General features: G+C 62.2%; 16 protein-coding genes. 11 read left to right on the forward strand and 5 right to left on the reverse strand.

Features of this window, described 5'->3' with window-relative positions; genetic code table 11:
* Nucleotides 1-199: 199 nt before the first annotated feature.
* Nucleotides 200-772, reverse strand: coding sequence for a hypothetical protein (locus LDZ21_RS16315; protein WP_244795832.1), 573 nt, complete (start codon nucleotides 770-772; stop codon nucleotides 200-202).
* 435 nt (nucleotides 773-1,207) lie between these two features.
* On the opposite strand from LDZ21_RS16315, the gene LDZ21_RS16320 reads away from it, so the two are divergent.
* Nucleotides 1,208-2,119 carry a hypothetical protein gene (locus LDZ21_RS16320; protein WP_244795833.1) on the forward strand — a complete coding sequence of 304 codons (912 nt, stop codon included), beginning with the start codon at nucleotides 1,208-1,210 and terminating at the stop codon, nucleotides 2,117-2,119.
* Between the two features lie 13 nt (nucleotides 2,120-2,132).
* Nucleotides 2,133-2,444 carry a glycosyltransferase family 9 protein gene (locus LDZ21_RS16325; RefSeq protein WP_244795834.1) on the forward strand — a complete coding sequence of 104 codons (312 nt, stop codon included), beginning with the start codon at nucleotides 2,133-2,135 and terminating at the stop codon, nucleotides 2,442-2,444.
* On the opposite strand, the gene LDZ21_RS16330 is transcribed toward LDZ21_RS16325, so the two are convergent.
* The 3 genes from LDZ21_RS16330 to LDZ21_RS16340 are packed head-to-tail and all read right to left on the reverse strand — an operon-like array spanning nucleotide 2,441 to nucleotide 5,799.
* Complete coding sequence (locus LDZ21_RS16330) at nucleotides 2,441-4,201, reverse strand: chloride channel protein (RefSeq protein WP_244795835.1); 1,761 nt, start codon at nucleotides 4,199-4,201, stop codon at nucleotides 2,441-2,443. The two genes, LDZ21_RS16325 and LDZ21_RS16330, sit on opposite strands and share 4 nt — an antisense overlap.
* 34 nt (nucleotides 4,202-4,235) lie before the next feature.
* Nucleotides 4,236-4,646, reverse strand: a complete 411-nt coding sequence (locus tag LDZ21_RS16335) for a MarR family winged helix-turn-helix transcriptional regulator (RefSeq protein ID WP_244795836.1) — start codon at nucleotides 4,644-4,646, stop codon at nucleotides 4,236-4,238.
* 7 nt (nucleotides 4,647-4,653) lie between these two features.
* A complete protein-coding gene (locus LDZ21_RS16340) occupies nucleotides 4,654-5,799 on the reverse strand; it encodes an HPP family protein (RefSeq protein WP_244795837.1) in 1,146 nt (381 codons plus the stop codon).
* 158 nt (nucleotides 5,800-5,957) lie between these two features.
* On the opposite strand from LDZ21_RS16340, the gene LDZ21_RS16345 reads away from it, so the two are divergent.
* Nucleotides 5,958-7,829 (forward strand): DUF3857 domain-containing transglutaminase family protein, encoded by a 1,872-nt coding sequence (locus tag LDZ21_RS16345; protein ID WP_404980914.1) that lies wholly within the window; start codon nucleotides 5,958-5,960, stop codon nucleotides 7,827-7,829.
* A gap of 6 nt (nucleotides 7,830-7,835) precedes the next feature.
* On the opposite strand, the gene LDZ21_RS16350 is transcribed toward LDZ21_RS16345, so the two are convergent.
* The gene (locus LDZ21_RS16350; protein WP_244795838.1) at nucleotides 7,836-9,656 is read right to left on the reverse strand and encodes an SUMF1/EgtB/PvdO family nonheme iron enzyme; all 1,821 of its coding nucleotides are present in this window, start codon (nucleotides 9,654-9,656) and stop codon (nucleotides 7,836-7,838) included.
* A gap of 293 nt (nucleotides 9,657-9,949) precedes the next feature.
* On the opposite strand from LDZ21_RS16350, the gene LDZ21_RS16355 reads away from it, so the two are divergent.
* The 8 genes from LDZ21_RS16355 to LDZ21_RS16390 all read left to right on the forward strand — a co-directional run bounded on the left by LDZ21_RS16355 (nucleotide 9,950) and on the right by LDZ21_RS16390 (nucleotide 18,038).
* Nucleotides 9,950-10,387, forward strand: coding sequence for a DUF4399 domain-containing protein (locus LDZ21_RS16355; RefSeq protein WP_244795839.1), 438 nt, complete (start codon nucleotides 9,950-9,952; stop codon nucleotides 10,385-10,387).
* Nucleotides 10,388-10,422: 35 nt separating this feature from the next.
* Nucleotides 10,423-10,881: a DUF4399 domain-containing protein gene (locus LDZ21_RS16360; protein WP_404980911.1), complete on the forward strand. Its 459-nt coding sequence runs from the start codon at nucleotides 10,423-10,425 to the stop codon at nucleotides 10,879-10,881.
* A 220-nt stretch (nucleotides 10,882-11,101) separates the two neighbouring features.
* Nucleotides 11,102-11,383, forward strand: a complete 282-nt coding sequence (locus LDZ21_RS16365) for a hypothetical protein (RefSeq protein WP_035963663.1) — start codon at nucleotides 11,102-11,104, stop codon at nucleotides 11,381-11,383.
* A 52-nt stretch (nucleotides 11,384-11,435) separates the two neighbouring features.
* The gene (locus LDZ21_RS16370; protein WP_244795840.1) at nucleotides 11,436-11,714 is read left to right on the forward strand and encodes a hypothetical protein; all 279 of its coding nucleotides are present in this window, start codon (nucleotides 11,436-11,438) and stop codon (nucleotides 11,712-11,714) included.
* Between the two features lie 203 nt (nucleotides 11,715-11,917).
* Complete coding sequence (locus LDZ21_RS16375) at nucleotides 11,918-13,330, forward strand: efflux transporter outer membrane subunit (RefSeq protein ID WP_244795881.1); 1,413 nt, start codon at nucleotides 11,918-11,920, stop codon at nucleotides 13,328-13,330.
* 85 nt (nucleotides 13,331-13,415) lie between these two features.
* Nucleotides 13,416-15,917 (forward strand): FHA domain-containing protein, encoded by a 2,502-nt coding sequence (locus tag LDZ21_RS16380; RefSeq protein WP_244795882.1) that lies wholly within the window; start codon nucleotides 13,416-13,418, stop codon nucleotides 15,915-15,917.
* A complete protein-coding gene (locus LDZ21_RS16385; RefSeq protein WP_244795841.1) occupies nucleotides 15,895-17,268 on the forward strand; it encodes a beta-barrel domain-containing protein in 1,374 nt (457 codons plus the stop codon). Before LDZ21_RS16380 ends, LDZ21_RS16385 begins: the two co-directional genes overlap by 23 nt.
* A gap of 17 nt (nucleotides 17,269-17,285) precedes the next feature.
* Nucleotides 17,286-18,038, forward strand: coding sequence for a peptidylprolyl isomerase (locus LDZ21_RS16390; protein WP_244795842.1), 753 nt, complete (start codon nucleotides 17,286-17,288; stop codon nucleotides 18,036-18,038).
* Nucleotides 18,039-18,049: the final 11 nt, after the last annotated feature.

Below are 18,049 nucleotides of genomic sequence, written 5' to 3' on the forward strand. Positions count from 1 at the left end.
GTCCCGACACAAAATAACTTATCAAACTGATAAGCGACTGTTATCATGCGGTGATCCGTCTGGCGATGATGTTCACACATGATCGTCTACGCGAGGACCTGAGAGAACAGAGAGAAAGTGGTGAACTGGACGCCGCCTCGCTTCGTGCGGGGCGGCGTCTTTTTTGCATGCTCGCTCGTTCTATTGCGGCTTCATGCGGTCAGTAATCGCTCGGGCGGCGGCACAAGGGTGCGAGCCTGACCATCAGCCACAAGGTCACCTTGATTGTATAGATGACCATCAGGCTGCCGGATAAATCACCGACGACCATCACGACAAAGCGCTTGCCCGCCCCGGCGATTTCGCCGTGCATCGCCAACCACAACTGATGCAGCAACGGACTCGCGATTGCATAGAGCACGATAAGTAAAAGCAGCCTGCGCGCGGTGAGATTCGATAGCGACGTACGCAAGCCGAGCACGCGCGTTGCGAAAAGATAGATCAGGTAAGGGGCGAGCGCCGAGATGGTGCCGTACGCGAAAGAGCGCACCGGATCGTTTGGAAAATAAAGAAAGATGCAACTGATCCACGCGGCGCATAACATGCCGAGTGCACCCGCTTCACCGAAAAGCAGTGTGCACAAGAGCCGCATGCCTGCGGGCAGATAAATCCAGTTTGCGCCTCGCACATACTCCGAAGATGGAAAGAGCAGTTCGTTCGCGACGAGCGTGACGAGAAAGAGGGCTGCTGTGCCCGCGATAATGGGCGCGCGTTGACGCAGGTATTCCATCATGAATCGGCGGTACTAGTCGCTGGCGGGGCGAGACTGTAGCACGGTCGGCCTTATGGTTATCGAGCAAGTTGCGTCTCCGTTTACCTGGCGATGATCGCGATGATACCTACAACGAAGTGCCGAGATAGTGCGACACGAGTTCTCAACCGCTTCTCTGTAATTTTCCTTTCGGCCGCATAGAGATTCGAGCAATCGGATTAAGCTAATTGAAGGAAAACTGATTAAGCCGAAAGCCGTTAAGCGCGAAAGCGAAACAGTTCCAGTGATGCAGCGCAGAGTAAGCCCTTATAAATACCGCTTGAACCGCGCAGCGACCAGATCAACAACGCCGGCCGTGTAGTCACTATCGCAGAACCGGTTTTTCACGTTTTGTTGCATCCGGGCCGATACGTCGAATTAACATATCGGCCATCGCCTCCGGCCGGAACGCTCGACATGAATTCAACGCTGCCCATCACCATCGACAATGTTCGCGTCTTGCGCCTCTCGGGCCGCGCAGCGGAAGCGCAAACGATGCTACGGGAAATCGTCAATTCGTCGAATCAGGGCGGCATCTGGGCGGGCCAACTGGGCGTCGATCTGAATTACCTCGGTATGCATGCCGAAGCAGAAAGGTGTCTCAGGCGCGGCTTGCTCGGTTCGTTGAGCGATTTCGTGCGCTATACGATCACCGAAGAACTCTTCATGTCCTTGTACTCGCAGGGCAAGCACCACGAAGCGCATGCGCTGCAAGTCATCAATCGCGATCAGCCGCGCAGCGAGGCGCTTCTCGGCACGCTTTTTAGCGGCAGTCAGCCCTGGGTGGACTTGCTGAAACCCATGATGCTGGGCATCGACGAACCAGTCGCCGGCAAGTCCATTCTGCTCCTGGCGGAAGGCGGTTTTGGCGATATGGTCCTCTTCTCGCGATACGTCGACGCCCTGTTCCGCGAGGGCGCGCGAGAAGTGACGCTCGAAGCGTTCGACTTCTGGGCCGATGTCATCCGTCCGCGTCCGGGCTTGCGCCTCGCCGGGGTGACTGCCGAGGCGCGCACGGACGAAGTAAAGCGGTGCGACCGCGTCGCCAGCCCCTTCCACCTGTGGGCGCGCTATCAGTCTTCGCCGTACTTCCCGCAAGAAAACCCCGCCGCGCTCATTTCGCTCGACGCCGTTCGGCCCTTGCCGCCGGAAGCCGGCGCGCTGCTAGCCGAGGAATCGTCGCGCCTGAAAGTCGGGCTGGTGTGGCGCAGCACGAGCGGCGCGCGCCACGAGCCATTATCGCTCGATGCAACTGGCGCAACTCGCCGGAGTGCTGGCCAATCAAGATTGCCGCTTCTATTCGCTGCAAGTCGGCGACCTGAGCGATGACGAGCGCGCGCTGATGCAGGCACACAACGTCGTCGATCTCGGGCCGTACTTGCATAGCTTCGGCGACACCGGCCGCGCGTACGAGCAGCTCGATCTCTTCATTTCGATCGATACCGGCGCCGCGCATCTCGCGGGCGCGCTGAATCGGCCGGTATGGGTGCTGCTGTCGCAGGCCTGCGACCACCGCTGGTACGACTGCCGGCGCTATACGCCGTGGTACGCGTCGATGCGGCTCTATCGCCAGGAACGTCTCGGCGACTGGTCGGTTCCGCTCGCCGATATGTCCGCGGAACTCGCGCAACTCGCCGCGGCAAAGCGCGCCTAGGACTTTTTCAGCGCCTGAGCGCGTCGAAACGTCCTGAACCGTTCCCGCCGATGCTCCTCGTCGAAGTGCGCGCGCGCCGGCTTCACCAGATCGCTGCGCGACACGATGCCCACGAGCCGCATCGACGCCGTGTCCGTCACAACAGGCAGGCGCTCCAGTTCATGCACCGCGAGACGCGTCGCGGCGAGGCGGCACGGTTCGCCGGGAAGCGCGACGACCGGCGGCGCATCCGCGCGGCGCGACAGCGCTTCGCCGGCGGTCGCCGCACTGGACGCATCGAGCAGGGCCGCGCGATCCAGCATGCCGATGAGCGCGCCGTCGCGCACGACCGGATACGCCCGGTGCGCCTGCTGCGGCCCGAAGTACTGCGCGAGCACGTCGTCGATCCGCGTGGCGGCGTCGATGGTGCGGACGTCGCGCGTCATGACTTCATCGACGTGATGACGCTCCAGCGGATCGACGCCATATTCGCGATAAATGTGATAGCCGCGCCGCGCAATCTTCTCCGTCATGATCGAACGCCGCATGACGACCGTCGCAAAACCGTGCGCGACGAGCGTCGCCGTGAGCAGCGGCAGGAGCGCGTTGCTGTCGTGCGTGAGGCCGAACGCGAAGACGATGGCGGTCAGCGGCGCGCCCAGCGTGGCGCCGAGCGTCGCGGCCATGCAGACGAGCGGCCATAGCGCGGCGTCGTGGCCGGGCAGCACCGCGCCGAGCACCGTGCCGAGCCCCGCGCCGAGCATCAGGAGCGGCGCGAGCACGCCGCCCGATGTGCCGGACGCCAGCGCGACGACCCAGATCACCGCTTTCACGGCGAGAATCGCGAGCGCGACCTGAATCGCAATGTGCTGATGCAGCAGATCGCCGATCACGTCATAGCCGACGCCGAGGGCGCGCGGTTCGATGAATCCGCCAATCCCGACGACCAGTCCGCCGATCGCCGGCCACCACATCCAGTGCAGCGGCAGTTTGCCGAATGCATCCTCGAGCTTGTAGAGCGCCGCGGACAATCCCGACGCGAGCGCGCCCGACAGCAATCCCGCGACGAGACAGGACAAGAGCGACAGCATCTGCGGCGGCTCGGTCTGCATCGGAAAGAGGGCGCCGGCGCCAAACACCATCGCGCGTGCGAAGCCCGCGACCGCGCACGCCAGCGCGACCGGCAGAAAACTGCGTGGCCGCCATTCGAACAGCAGCAGTTCGACGGCCAGCAGCACCGCCGCGACCGGCGTGCCGAACACCGCCGTCATGCCGGCCGCCGCGCCCGCGACGAGCAGCGTCTTGCGCTCGGCGGCGGTCACGTCGATGCATTGCGCAATCAGCGAGCCGAGCGCGCCGCCCGTCATGATGATCGGCCCTTCCGCGCCGAACGGTCCGCCGCTGCCGATGACGATCCCCGACGACAGCGGCTTGAGCACCGCCACTTTCGGCGACATGCGGCTCTTGCCGAAGAGAATCGCCTCGATCGCCTCGGGAATGCCGTGTCCGCGAATCTTCTCGGAGCCGAAGCGCGCCATCATGCCGACGATCAGCCCGCCGATCACCGGAATCACGATGACCCACGCGCCCAGCGTGTTCACCGCGGGCGAGCGGTCCGCGATGGAAAACGTTCCGAAGAAGAACAGATTGGTGAACAGGTGGATGAGCGCGAGCAGCACGACCGCCGCGAGCGTGCTGATGCCGCCGATGATCGCCGCGAGTCCGCAGATGCGCAGCAGCCTGTCGTTGACGGAGAAGTCGCGTTTGTGATGATTCATGCCTTCGCTCCCGAACCAGAAAAATGCGAATGACTCAGAGGTCGATCTGCGGCACGCGAAACGCGCCTTCCAGCGACTTCAGCTCCGCGCGATGCAGCGCCGCCAGCCGCGCGAGCACTTGCTCGCCGCGCGGCTCCAGGTGCACCAGCACTTGCCGCCGGTCTTCCGCGCCCGGTTCGCGCCGCACGAGCCCGAGCGCCTCGCAGCGCGTGACCAGCGCCACCACGCCGTGATGCTGCGATTGCAGCCGCTCGGCCAGCTCGCCGACCGTCGCCCAGGCCCGGCCGGGATAGCCCTTGATATGCAAGAGCAGCAGATATTGCAGCGGCGTGATGCCTTCCTCCTGCGCCGCGCGCTCGGAGAATCGTTCGAATCGCCGCATCTGATAGCGGAATTCGGATAGCTGCTCGAAGTCGGGCTTGGCGAGGGTGCGGGGCGGTTTCATCGTTGAATCAGGCGCTCCGGCGCTCGCCCGCAAAGCTCTGGCGATACAGCCCGGAAATAAGGTCGGTTTCGGTGATCATGCCGAGCAGCCGTTCGTCGCCATCGACGACCGGAATGTGGTGATGGCCGAAGTCCGCGAACATCGGCACCAGGTCGGCGATGGCCGTGCGCGCGTTCACGGTGCACACGTCGGTGGTCATCAGCGAGGCGATGCGCGGCGGCGTCGCCGATGGGCCGCGCATCAACCGCTCGACGGCGCGTCTGAACGGATGGCGCGGCGTCGCACGGTGCGCCGGCGCGAGATCGGCGCGCGTCACGATGCCGATCACGCGGCGCGTCGCATCGATCACGGGAAGCGCCTTCACGCGATGCCTGGCGAGCAGCGCAAGCGCCTCCTGCGCACTCGTGTCCGGCGATACGGCGACGACCGCGCGGGACATGATGTCCGCGCAGGAAAACTCGGTGAAGCGGCGCGCGTACGCCTGCAACTGCGTTTCGCGCAGCAGCGCTTCGAGATCGTCAGGAGCGATGTCGAGCATTTCGCTGCGGCGCGCGAGCACGGCTTCGAGATCGGCGCGCAGGAACGACGCCGCTTCGGGCGATTTCGGCGCGGCCGGCGCGACGTGCGGATAGCGGTGGCCCGTCAGCGCATGGAACACGATCGCCGAGCACAGCAGCGCAAACGACTGGATCGCGACCGGCGCCAGCACGAAACCGTAGCCGAGCGCGTGGATCGACGGCCCGCCGAGCACCGCCGTCAACGCGACCGCGCCCGAGGGCGGGTGCACGCAGCGCAGCGCGAACATCGCGCAGATCGCGAGCGCGATGGCGAGGGCCGCGGCATCGACGGGATCGTGGATCAATGCGGCGCATGTCACGCCGACGATCGCCGAGACGAGGTTGCCGCCGATGATCGACCACGGCTGCGCGAGCGGGCTCGCCGGCACCGCGAACAGCAGCACGGCGGAAGCGCCCATCGGCGCGATGAGGAACGGAATCGCCGAGGCATCGCCGACCAGCAGATGCGCGATGCCGCCCGTCAGCGCAATGCCGATGAGTGCGCCAACGCCGGCGCGCAGGCGCTCGCTCCATCGGAGCGTGACCGGAGCGGGAAGAAAGCCGTGTAGCCAGCGGAGCAAAACGGGGCGCGTCACGTTGCTTGATCGTGAGATTGAAAGTGTCGGATTTGGACGGCGAGCCTGGACGGTGCGCGCCAAAGCATGAAATTATATCGCAACATGATACAAATTGTCGCGGCCGGTTCCGCTCCTGTACGATGGACGCTTGCACCGTTTCCTTTCGGCGATCCGCCATGAAGCGCTTCCCGCATGCACTGGCGTTGCTGATGGCCGCACTGCCCGCGTTCGCCGCGCCGCCCGTCGCGCAAGGCGGCGACGATCCTTCGACCATCGTGAGCGACGTTCACGAGTTCATCGTCGCGGACGACGGCTCCGTCACTGAGGACGACGAAACCGTGCTGCGCGCGAACACGCCGGCGGGCATCGACGAAATCGCGCAGCGATATGTCTGGTATGACCGCAGCGTGTCGAAGGTGGAGATCGTCGAGGCGTATTCCGTCGATGCGAACGGCGCGCGCCACGATGTATCGCCTGATCAGATCCGCGACATTCAAGAGCCGCGTTCGGCGGGCGCGCCGACGTTTCAGGACGCGAAACTGCGCGCGGTGATTTTTCCGGCGGTAGGCGTCGGCTCGACGGTGCATCTGCATTTCAGAAAGAGCCAGGCCAGCCCGGTCATCCCCGGACAGTTCAACTATTTCGTCGAGCCGGGGCAGCGGCCCGTGCTGGACCAGCGCCTCGTGTTCGATCTTCCCGCGGCCAAACCGCTTTACGCCGATGCTCGCGGCTTTACCGCCGATCCGCCCGTGACCGCGAACGGCCGCACGCGCTATGCGTTTGGTTATCGCCGCGAGCGCGTGGCGCGTATCGAGAGCGGCTCGGTCGGCTATGCGCAGTACGGCGACCGGCTGATGGTATCGACGTTCGCGGACTACGCAGCGTTTGCGGCGAGCTATCGCGGGCCGGCCGTCGACGCCACCGCAACCGATCCGGCGATACGCGCGCTCGCCTTATCGCTGACCGCCAGCGACGCCGATGCCCGCGCGAAGGCCAAAACGCTGTACGACTGGGTGCGCCGCAATATCCGCTACGTGGCGATGTTCATCGGGCAGAGCCCGGCGGCGCCGCATCGGGTGACGGAAGTGCTCGCGAACCGTTATGGCGATTGCAAGGACCACGTGGCGCTGTACGGTGCGTTGCTCGATGCCGCCGGCGTGCGCAACGAAGCCGCGCTGATCGGGCTCGGCTCGGTGTATGCGCTGCCATCGGTGCCGGGTTACGGAGCGGGCGCGATCAACCACGTCATCACGTACCTGCCGGATCTCGGCATGTATGCGGACAGCACGGCGTCGAGCGTCGAGTTCGGTTTCCTGCCGCTCGCCGATATGGACAGGCCGACGGTGCTCGTCGCATCGGGCGTGCTGTCGCGCACGCCACCGACGCAGCCGCTTTCGCGCACGGCGCGGCTACAGATCGATGTCGCGCCGGAGGGCGTGGCGAACTTCGCGTACTGGGTCGAGGATGCGGGATGGAGCGCTGAAATCGAGCGCATGAATCTTCGGCTCGCGAGTAGCCAGCGGCGCGACCAGATTGCGGCAGATCGCTTGCGATACACGAATCTGCGCGGCGCGGGCGCGCTCACCACGAGCGATGTCGACGCCACGAGCGGCCCGTTCGCGACGACGCTGCGCGGCACGCTCGACGAAATCGTATGGCCGACCGGCACGACCGCGCTGCCCGCGCTGACGAGCCTGTCAGGCGGCATCGCAACGCAAACGCGCAACTGGCTTGCCGAACGCACGCGCACGCAGCCGTACTTGTGCGTCGGCGGCGCTTACGACGAAGTCGCGCAGATTGCGCTTCCCAGGGCGATGCAAGTTGTAGAAGTCCCCGACGATGTCGACGTGACGAGTGAATTTCTTCAGTATCGTTCGCGCTATGTGTTCGATGCGTCGACAAACGTGATTCAGGTATCGCGCACGCTCGATGCGCGCTTTGGCAAGCAGGTCTGCTCGCCCGATGATTTTCAGGCCGCATTGCCCGCTTTCAAGAAAATAGAGCGCGATACGCAAGCGCAGATCATTGTTAAGCCATCCGTACGATGAGTTACCTCACTGCGCATCCCGTGCTACGCGGAAGCCGTTCTGTGACTGGCGCACGCTTGCGCTGTATTTGAAGCGCGTCGCCGATTGCATATAGGCCGCTCCTTCGCGCCACGATCCGCCGCGAATCACGCGCACCGAGCAGGAAGGGTCGTCCCATGCACGGCCATCGGCGGGGGCGTTCTTGTACGAGCTATGCCAGCAATCGGCGACCCATTCCCATACGCTGCCGTTCGTGTCGTATAGACCGAACGGATTGGCGGCGAACGAGCCGGCGGGCGTCGGCGCGTCGGCGCGATACGGCTCGCCGCAGTCCTTGCAATCGGCGGTGCCTTTTTTCATCTGCTCTCCCCACCAGTAAGTGCTCTGCGTCCCGCCGCGCGTGGCGTATTCCCATTCGGCTTCCGTTGGCAGGCGATACGGCTTGCCGCCCACCTTGCTCAGCCACTTCACATAGACCTGGGCGTCGTCCCAACTGACATTGCGCATCGGCGAATTGGCAACCGGCGGGGCGGCGCTGCTGTCCGGTGCGATGCGCGTGCATGCGCCCGCATCCGCACAGGCGTTCCATTGCTCGACGGTCACTTCGTATTTGCCGATAGCAAAGGGCCGCGCAATCGTCACGTGATGCGGCGGCTTCTCGGCGGGATCGTCGTTGTTGCTGCCCATGGTGAAGCTGCCGGGCGTGATCGCGATCAGCAATGGACACGCAGCGCAGTCCTTGATTTCGCTGGCGGCGGCCTTGACGGTCGTGTTCGCGTTGGTAGCGGGCTTTGTCGCGACCGCTGCAGAGGCGGCGGCATCCTGACGTGGCTTGTCTGCCGTCACTGCGGGAGAGGCAGGCTTGCCGGGCGGAGGCGCAGCGGGCTTCGCCGTTGCGCTTGCACGCAACCGGTCGATGCGCGCCTTGGCAAGCGCCGCAAAGCGCCCGTTTGGATACGCCTTCAGATACGCCTCGTAATCGCTGGGATATGTGCTGTCCTTGATCGAATCCCAGAAGGTCAACTCATATTGCTCGTTGCTGTCCTTCGGAAGAATGCCGCGCGAGCGCACCGGTGTTTCGTCGGCGGCCGTCGTTTGCATGATGGATACTTGCCGCCCGAGCGAGGTTTCGTTGCGTATAGTCGATGCGACCCACGGTTGCTGACCACCTTGCGATTGGCGAGCGACGTCGAGAGCGGCGGCATCGAACAATGCGGGCGATACATGCCGTTGTCCGCGCAGTTGCCGCAGAATCGCTGCGGTGAACACGCCGTTGTGTTCGCCTTCGGATGCGAATGTATCCGGCGATGCCGCAAACGCAACGAGCGTACGCGGCGGCAAATTCAGTGTGCGTGCGGGCGCTGTGCCGAAGGGATCACTAAGGCACGTATCGAGCACGACGATGTTGTTCGCAAGCGGCCTTTTATGCGCGAGCCTCGCGATTAGATCTCGCACCGCAACGCCTTTGGTCATCAGCTGAAGCGGCGCATCCTCGTGAACGTCGATCGGCAACAGCATTGCGTCGCCGCCAGCCTGAATGCCGTGGCCGGCGAAATAAACGAGCGCGGTATCGCGGGGGCCGAGACGATCGATGAATGCATCGATCGCATGCTGCATTGCGTCTGCGTCGACGTTCGTTAGCTGCGTCACGTCAAAGCCCAGCGACGAGAGTGCGGCGCTCACATCCCCGGCATCATGTTGCGCACCCGGCAACGCACGTTCCGCATAATCTGCATTACCGATGACAATCGCGACGTTATGCACGGCAGGCGGAGAGGGCGGCGACGGAGACCGGGCGAACGCCACGCCGATCATGAACATGCCTGCGATGAATAGAATTCGCCACATCTTCATATTCTTTACGTCCGGCTGGAGTGAGCGGCAAGCGCAGCGAACACCTTGCAACATATTGCGCTGACCTACCCAACAACGATAGCACGCTGTCTTTCGGCGTTTAATCCCCTAAAAGAAGGTATGCGGATGCGGCATATGCATCCCTTCCGACGCACGTATCTTTTTAAAACGTTACGTCCTAATCTGGAAGCGAACTCCACGCGGCATGTCGAGCACGGACGTGCGTCTCATCGCGAAAACGCGCGACTGCCGGATCTCCTGTTGCTTTCTGAAGAGGCATCCACGACATGCAGAGAAGAACCGTGCTGGGCGCACTGGCTTCGCTTGCCGCCCTGGCCGCCGATAGGTCTTTCTCGGCGGGGCGTGGCCGCACGCCTGCGCCGGCGAATGCGGAGGCCTACATCATCTGGCCGTCCGACGGCGCTGTAATCAGCGGCGGCAAGCTATGGGTGCGCATGGGCTTGCGCAACATGGGCGTCTGTCCGAAGGGCATCGACATGCCGAACGTCGGCCATCATCATCTGCTGATCGATACGGACTTGCCGCCGCTCGATCAGGAGATTCCGTCCGACAGAAATCATCTGCACTACGGCGCAGGCGAAACCGATGCGCGCCTCGAATTGCCGCCCGGAAAACATACGCTGCAATTGCTGATGGGCGATTACAACCACGTACCGCACGACCCGCCCGTTTATTCTAAGAAGATTACGATCACGGTGACGTGAGGCGGGCGTAACGCGTAACGCCGAGGGCTAACGACATGAAACTGCATAAGGCTGGCGCGCTTGCGCGCTCCCGTTCGCTTCTGCTCGTCGCGCTGCTCGCGGCGCCGTTCGATTTGAGCTTTGCGCAAGGCGGACCGACGCCCGCGCCCGCAAACGCTTATGCGTATATCGGCTATCCGAACAACGGAGAGACGATGCCTGCGGGAAAGCCGTTTCGCGTGTGGTTCGGCTTGCGCTTCATGGGCGTCGCGCCGCGCGGCGTCAAGTTTCCGAACACAGGCCATCACCATCTGCTGGTCGATACGGACTTGCCGCCACTCGATCAGGAGATTCCGTCGGACCGCAATCATCTGCATTACGGAGCGGGAGAAACCGAAGCGATGATCGAACTTCCGCCGGGCAAGCACACGCTTCAGCTGCTCATGGGCGATGACCGCCATATTCCGCACAACCCGCCGATCTACTCGAAGAAGATCACGATCTACGTGAAGTGAACGCTGTCTCTGAGGAAGCAACAGTTGGACTGCGAAGTGTTGGTGGCGAGACGTCAGTCAGATATCGAGCGAATCACCTGTCGAATCGCTCTCATGCTTGTGCAGCAAGGGAGACGGCCAAAAGCGCGAAACATGGGCATACCTCATGCGTTTAAGTGGCCCGAGCAGACAGATGCTCGAATCCACCCAAACGCGCGATGCGCACCCAAGGAGAACCACCATGACGACGCTGACCATCCTGGACCTTCCCGTTACCGAACAACTCGATCGCCGTGCGATGTCGGCCGTGCGCGGCGGCAGTTCGTTTTACTTTCCCGGCTATGTGTCGAAGTACGACCTGACCTTCAACACGCAACAACTCATCGACCAGAAGCAGAGCACTGAAAACCATAACGGCGTGAACGTCGCGTTCGGCGAGGACATCACGTCGAATGTGAAGCCGAAGCAGGAAGCGCATAACACCAGCAACATCAACATCGGTTCGGGCTTCATGGTCCGCTGATCGACGCGCGTGCTTTCCATACCCGCCTACGCCTGGCCAGGAGCCTGAAATCATGTCCACATTGAGCATCCACGATCTCGTCCATCACGCCGAAATGAACGGCGGCCAAATGTCCGCCGTGCGTGGCGGAATGGGCCTGTACTTCCCGAGCTACAGCTCGAGCTATAGCCTCAGCGCGAACACGCAACAGCTTGCGGATCAGGCGCAGAAGACGTTCAACGTCAACGGCGTGAACGACGCTTTCGCCCATGACATCAAGTCGAAAGTCGAGCCGCAGCAAAAAGCGCACAACGACAGCAGCATCAACGTCTACGGGCCGTACGTGCTGTGATCGTGCCGGAAGAAGAAGGCCGCGCAGCGACGCGGCCTCGGTAAGCGGAGTACGGGGAACTCCGTCGCTTGAACCGCCTTGAACGGCGGCGTGGGTCGCTCGTCGTTCCCGAGACGGCGAGCGATCCGCATCGTGACCGCGCTGCGTCACTGGCGCGCGAATTCCCATCACCAACGTGAGCGCCGGAGTCGATCGTGCCAGCTCTGTTGTCATCGTTGTGCCGGACCATCGGAAGCGCGAGTGTATGCGCGTCGGTGCTTCTGGCGGGGTGTATCGACGTGAAAGTGCCGGTCTACAAGCGTCCCGATACGCCTGAAAAGACCGCCTTTACGACGTTCGATGCCCCGAAGGTCGCCGCCGCCGACACTATCCAGCCCGACTGGTGGAAGCAGTTTCGCGATCCCTATCTCGATGCGCTCGTCGACAAGGCGATCCAAGGCAACTTCGATATCAAGGTGCTGGCCGCGCGCATACAAGTTGCAGGCGCGCAAATCGGCGAGGCGAGAGCGGGCGCGCTGCCGACGATGGATGTCGGCGCGGGCGCGAGCTTCGAGAAGACCACGGGTCAGCCGTTCTCGAAGCAATACAACCTCGGCACGCAGGTCAACTGGGACATCGATATCTGGGGCGCGGTGGAAAAAGGCGTACAGGCGCAGAAGGCCGAGTTCCACGCGACCGAGGCCGACTGGCGCGCGGGCTATCTGCAACTCGTGGCGAGCGTATCCACGACCTATTTCCAGATTCTTCAGTTCGATGATCAGATCGACCAGCAGAAGCAGACCATCGCGACGAATCAGCAGATCCTGACGATCTTCGAAGGGATGGAGAAGAATGGCCTCGTGCCTCATACGCAGGTGCTGACACAGCGCGCGGAGCTCAACCGCCTGACGCGGGAGTTGCTCGACTTGCGCCGCTCGCGCGATCTTGCGAACAACGCGCTGGCAACGCTTACCGGCGTTCCGGCAGGCGAGTTCAAGGTCCCCGATGGTCAACTGCAAAAGCGCGTGCAGATTCCGCCGGTGCCGTCCGGCTTGCCGTCGCAATTGTTATCGCGCCGGCCTGATTTGATCGCCGCTGAATACCGCGTGCTCGAATCGTACGATCTCGTCGGCCAGGCGAAGCTCGCGCAACTGCCGACCATCAGTCTCACCGGGCGCGGCGGAACGGCGAGCTTTGCACTAACGGACTTATTGAAGTCCTTCACGTTCAGCTTTCTACCCAGCATCAACATTCCGATACTCGACCCGAGCGTGCGCGCTCACGTCAAGACAACGCAGGCGCAAACGACCGTCGTTGAACAGCAATATCGAAGCACGGTGATGGGCGCTTTTGAAGAAGTCGAGAATGCGCTCGTCAATCTGGATGCGCACACGAAGCAGCGCGACGAGTTGCAGCAGGAAGTCGCGCATCTGACCATCGTGGCGGCGCAAATCGATGCGCAACTCAAGGAAGGCGTGATTTCACAGCTCCAGGTATTCGAGACCGAGCGTACGCTTTTGGCCGCGCAGCTTGCGTTGCTCGCCAATCATCAACAGATGCTGTCGGACACGGTGACGTTATACAAGGCGCTCGGCGGCGGATGGCCCGCAGTCGATGTGCGAAGCGCTGCTAATTGACTACGACGATGCGTGACTTAAACTCAAGACAGCCGCCGCATGCGCTTTGCACCGAGGGCGGCTGGACGAACCTTGCGACGTGAACATGGCCCCAGGCGATCCGATAGCGGAACAGCAGCCAAGCGTGGGCGAGGCGTTCGACGTCCTTCTCAAGCCCGTGTCGCGCGGCGATCCGGGCGATTCGCTCAGCGAAATACGCATCGATGAAAATCTCTTCGCCATTGGCCGCGCCGAGCCGCCTTTCGATGAGATTCCGCCCGACGCTGTCGCGCAACTATCACGCCGGCATGCGCGTATTTTCATTGAACACGGCGACGCCTATATTGCGGACCTCGCGAGCAAGAACGGCACGTCGGTAAATGGCACGCCCGTGCGCGACGTGCCCGTGCAATTGCGAAATGGCGACGAAATCGCCTTTGGGAACCGGCTCGCGTATCGCGTGCAGTTCGTGCCGCGCAAACACCGCACGCGCGTTCCCAAGCCGCTCGGCATCACGCTCGTGCCGCAACACGACGATCGCGGACTGCTGCCCATCGAAGTCGTGCGGTTTCCGTTTCTGTTCAGCAAGAGCGATGATACGTTCGCGCGGTATCGCGATGCATATCCGCATCAGGTGAACTACGTATCGCGGCGCCACGCGCATTTGTTCGTCAAAGGCGGTGCGCCTTTCGTCGAAGATCTCGGCAGCACCAATGGCACGTTCGTCAATGGACAGCGAATCGCCGATCACGCGGTCGAGTTGAAGAACGGCGACACGGTCGCTTTCGGCGGCACGCACTTCGCTTATCGCGTTCATCTTCATGGCGACGAGAGCGAATCGACGCTCACCGAAATGGTCCGGCCATCCGCGGCCGCAAAAGCCGAGGCCGAGCAGGACAACGACAAGACGACGTTCGTCGGCTCGGCGCACTCGTTCCTCGATATCTTCTGCATCGACCAATCCGCTCCCGCCGACGACGAAGTCAACGAGGACGCACACGCCGCCACCAAAGACGCGCACTCAGTCAAACATTCGGGCAAACGCACGAAAGTCGCGCTTTTCATGGCGGAATTGCGCAAGGCGTTCGCCCCCGACGACCCGCGCGCCGCCAGACGAACACGCATCGTTGTTGCGTGCATCGTCGTCGCATTGATCGCGGCTGGAATCGCGCTCTTCTATGGAGGTTCGTCGGAACGTCGCGCGAAGTCGTTGATGGCAAGCGGTGACTATGCGCAAGCCGCCGTCTTTAGCGACGGATATCTGAAAGGGCATGCCGATGACGCACGCTTCACTGCGATGAACACCGAGGCCGTGCTGAAGTCTGGCGTGCCGCGCTGGCTGGACGCCTTGCGTGCAGGCAAATACGCCGATGCGGATGTCATCCTCGCGCAGATGCAAACGCTGGGCGCGCACAACTCGGACGTGCGTTCGATGCTCGATGAGCTCGGCTGGATACGCAAGCTCGAACGCTTCGTCATTGGGCGCGGCGGACCCGATGCGCCCATTCGCATGTACGTAGATGAAGCAAGCATCGCACAGATTCTCAAGCATTGGGAAGCGGACGCGACGGGTCATCAACGCGATCTCGATCGCATCGCGGGATACGTGCCCGAGTTTCGCGATCCGTATGCGCTCGCGTTGAGTCATTTGCGCAAGCTGCAAAGCGACGATTCAGCTTATCTGGCGGCCATCGACCGGCTGAACGCGAGCATCGTCAAGAGTCTCGCTGATGACGATCCCGATGCCATCGACGCGACTCTCAAGGAATACGCGGAAAAGTATCCACGCCTCAGCGGCCTCGATCGCGTTCGCGCCGATGCGAGCGCCTACGCGAACCTCAAGCGCGCAATGAGCGAGCCGAGCCTTGCGCCAGTGGTTGCGGCCTTGAGCAAAGCGAATTTCTCGACGCCGCCGTTCAAGACGCGCTTTGCTCAAATGAGCGCAAGCCAGTTGCCACCGGCGGATGTGCTTGCGCAATACGCGGCGGTGTCCGCCGCATGGACGAATGGAAATAGCGCACGCGCCATTGATGCTTTGCAAAGGCTTCGGCAAGGAACGTGGACGCCAATCGTTCAAAAGGAAATCGCGCATAAGCAATCGGTGGCCGCGCAGTTCGCGGACTTGCAAAAGGCGCGCGGCTCCAAACAGTATGAAGATTCGGTGCTTGCCTTCAACGAAACTCTCGATTCGCAGAGCGATGCTTATTTCACGAAAGCAGTCGCGCCTGACATTGCTGCGCTCAAAAGCAAGGCAGCGTCCCGCGCGCAATCGTTGATGAATCAGGCGCAAGCACTATGGACACGCTATCGGACCAACGGCGGCATTGGCGGATCGCAGCGGCTTGAATCGGGCGTATCCGACACGTTCCGCAGCCAGGCGCGCCTCTTGTTGGATGCGCAGGACACCGCCGCGCGTGGCATGCGAATCCTGAAACAGGTCAACGGCGATCCTGAGAAATGGACAGCCCTGAAAGGCGATATCGACAACGAAGTGGACCTGCAACGGCGTTCGCTGCAGGACCTCCGTATGGTGCTCGAGCCGGCTTTGCTGCAAAGCAAGCTCGCGTTGCTCAAAGGAGAAGGCGATGAAGCGCGACGCGCCCCTTAAGTCTTTCTCCGAGGCGCTGGAGGATCACGGCGCGGAGGGCGTCGCCATTCTCACGGCCGAACCGATCAAGCTGACGCGGGCGCTCATCTACGCGATAGTATCGCTCGTGGGTGCTGCGCTCGTGTGGTCCTTCGTCGGTCATGCCGATGTAATGGTGACGGCGCAAGGCACGCTCGCGCCCGAGTCGGAAGTGCGCCGCTTTTATGCGCCGATCGATGGCGAACTCGCCGACTTGTACATTGCCGAAGGGCAACCCGTTCGCAAGAACGATGTCGTCGCTCGTCTCAACGCGCGCGGCGCCATCGAAGCGGCCACGAATGCGCTCGAAGCGCAACTCAAGCTCGACGACGCCGAGCGTGAATGGAAGCAGTTCCCGGAAAAGAAGCTGCTTATGGAACGCAGGATCGTGGCGCTCAGGAATCAGATGGAAGTGGAAGAGCATCAGCATCAACAGCGCGTGACCGAGGGCACCAGCAAGCTCGCGGAAGGGCAGAAGGCGCAACTGCAGGAACAGCGCAGCACGCTCGAAAATGCCCGGCGCGCACGGGATGCCGCGAAGAACGAACTCGATCGCTTCACGCGCCTGTTCACGTTGCCGGGGGGCGGCGGCGTGTCCGAATCGCAAGTCGATGCCAAGCGCAATGTCTACCTCGAAGCGGACGGGGCCTTTCGCGTCGAGCAGGCGAAGCTCGCGGAACTGGACTTCCGTTTGAGTCATGAATTCACTCAGGCCAAGGCGCAACTCGAAACGAGCGGTCAGGAATCGACGAATCTCAGGCTGCAATACGAGGCGGCGATGCGGGAAGTCGCAAGCACGGAAGACAAGTTGCGTCTTCAATTGCAGACGGCGCGGCTCGTCGCGGACGCCGCAGCGCGCATTCGCTTCGAGAACATCGACAAGGACAATTTCTTGTTGATCCTGGCCCCGGTGTCGGGCGTCGTCACGGATGTGACTTCCACGCAGCCAGGCGACAAGATTCAGGCGAATACGCCGCTTGGCGGCATAGCGCCCGCCAATGCCCGTCCTGTCTTGAAGATCGAAATTGCAGAGCATGATCGCGCGTTCCTGAGAGAAGGGCAGCGCGTCAAGATCAAGTTCAATGCATTCCCTTATCAGCGCTATGGCGTGATCGACGGCACGCTCGCGTTCATCTCGCCCGCTGCCAAACCGAGCCCGGCGACGAAACAGCCGGTGTACGAAGGTCGCGTCACGCTGGATCGCGACTACTACCAGATTGGCGGCACGCGATATCCGCTGCGCTACGGCATGACCGCGGCGGCGGAAGTCGTCGTGCGTGAACGGCGGCTCATCGACATGGGCCTCGATCCATTCCGCAACGTGGCTGGCTAAACCAAACGGAGAACGATATGACAGCAATTGTGCGTATCGATGACGAATTGGTCGATGTGGGCGAATTCATTCGGCTTCTCAAACTCAATGGTCAGTTCGACGGACTCATCGAGCAACTGGTACGCGACAAGCTCACTGTACGTGCGGCCAGGAAAGCGCGGATCGAACTGACGGCCGATGAGATTCAGACGCGCGCCGATCAGTTCCGGCGCATACGCGGGCTGCATCGCGCGACGGATATGAATAACTATCTCGATGCGCTGAATGTAAGTCTCGACGAATTCGAAGTCTTCATCACAGACACGCTTTATCAGGAAAAGATGCTGGAGAAGGTCGGCACGCAGCTGGCCATCGAAGAGTACTTTCAACTGAATTCGCCGAAGTTCGACAGCATCGAAGTAAGTCATATCGTGCTCGACACAGAGGGCAGCGCCAAAGAGATGATTTCGTATCTTAGCGACGATCCCGATAGCTTCGCAGACATGGCGCGCGAGCATTCGTTGGCCGATACGCGCGAGAGTGGCGGTGTCATTGGACGTGTCATGCGCGGGCAGCTCAAGCCGGATATCGAGGCCAAAGTCTTCAACGCCGCGCCCGGCGATCTTCTTGGCCCGTTCCTATCCGCCGATGGCTCCGCTTATGAAATCTTCGCGGTGACAGCCACGTATCCCGCGATGCTCGACGAGGACGTGACGGCCGAAATACGCCGGCTGTTGCGCGAAGAATGGCTGCTTGCGCGTGCGCAAGAGCACGTGATCGAAGCGCGTTAAGCCGCCGCCAC

The sequence above is a fragment of the Caballeronia grimmiae genome, assembly GCF_022879615.1.
GTDB classification, from domain to species: Bacteria; Pseudomonadota; Gammaproteobacteria; order Burkholderiales; family Burkholderiaceae; genus Caballeronia; species Caballeronia grimmiae.

Coding starts and splice junctions, on each gene's coding strand:
- LDZ21_RS16390 (WP_244795842.1), top strand. CDS start 17,286: ATGACAGCAATTGTGCGTATCGATGACGAATTGGTCGATGTGGGCGAA.
- LDZ21_RS16365 (WP_035963663.1), top strand. CDS start 11,102: ATGACGACGCTGACCATCCTGGACCTTCCCGTTACCGAACAACTCGAT.
- LDZ21_RS16360 (WP_404980911.1), top strand. CDS start 10,423: ATGAAACTGCATAAGGCTGGCGCGCTTGCGCGCTCCCGTTCGCTTCTG.
- LDZ21_RS16385 (WP_244795841.1), top strand. CDS start 15,895: ATGAAGCGCGACGCGCCCCTTAAGTCTTTCTCCGAGGCGCTGGAGGAT.
- LDZ21_RS16330 (WP_244795835.1), bottom strand. CDS start 4,201: ATGAATCATCACAAACGCGACTTCTCCGTCAACGACAGGCTGCTGCGC.
- LDZ21_RS16345 (WP_404980914.1), top strand. CDS start 5,958: ATGAAGCGCTTCCCGCATGCACTGGCGTTGCTGATGGCCGCACTGCCC.
- LDZ21_RS16335 (WP_244795836.1), bottom strand. CDS start 4,646: ATGAAACCGCCCCGCACCCTCGCCAAGCCCGACTTCGAGCAGCTATCC.
- LDZ21_RS16320 (WP_244795833.1), top strand. CDS start 1,208: ATGAATTCAACGCTGCCCATCACCATCGACAATGTTCGCGTCTTGCGC.
- LDZ21_RS16380 (WP_244795882.1), top strand. CDS start 13,416: ATGGCCCCAGGCGATCCGATAGCGGAACAGCAGCCAAGCGTGGGCGAG.
- LDZ21_RS16370 (WP_244795840.1), top strand. CDS start 11,436: ATGTCCACATTGAGCATCCACGATCTCGTCCATCACGCCGAAATGAAC.
- LDZ21_RS16315 (WP_244795832.1), bottom strand. CDS start 772: ATGATGGAATACCTGCGTCAACGCGCGCCCATTATCGCGGGCACAGCA.
- LDZ21_RS16350 (WP_244795838.1), bottom strand. CDS start 9,656: ATGTGGCGAATTCTATTCATCGCAGGCATGTTCATGATCGGCGTGGCG.
- LDZ21_RS16325 (WP_244795834.1), top strand. CDS start 2,133: ATGCAGGCACACAACGTCGTCGATCTCGGGCCGTACTTGCATAGCTTC.
- LDZ21_RS16355 (WP_244795839.1), top strand. CDS start 9,950: ATGCAGAGAAGAACCGTGCTGGGCGCACTGGCTTCGCTTGCCGCCCTG.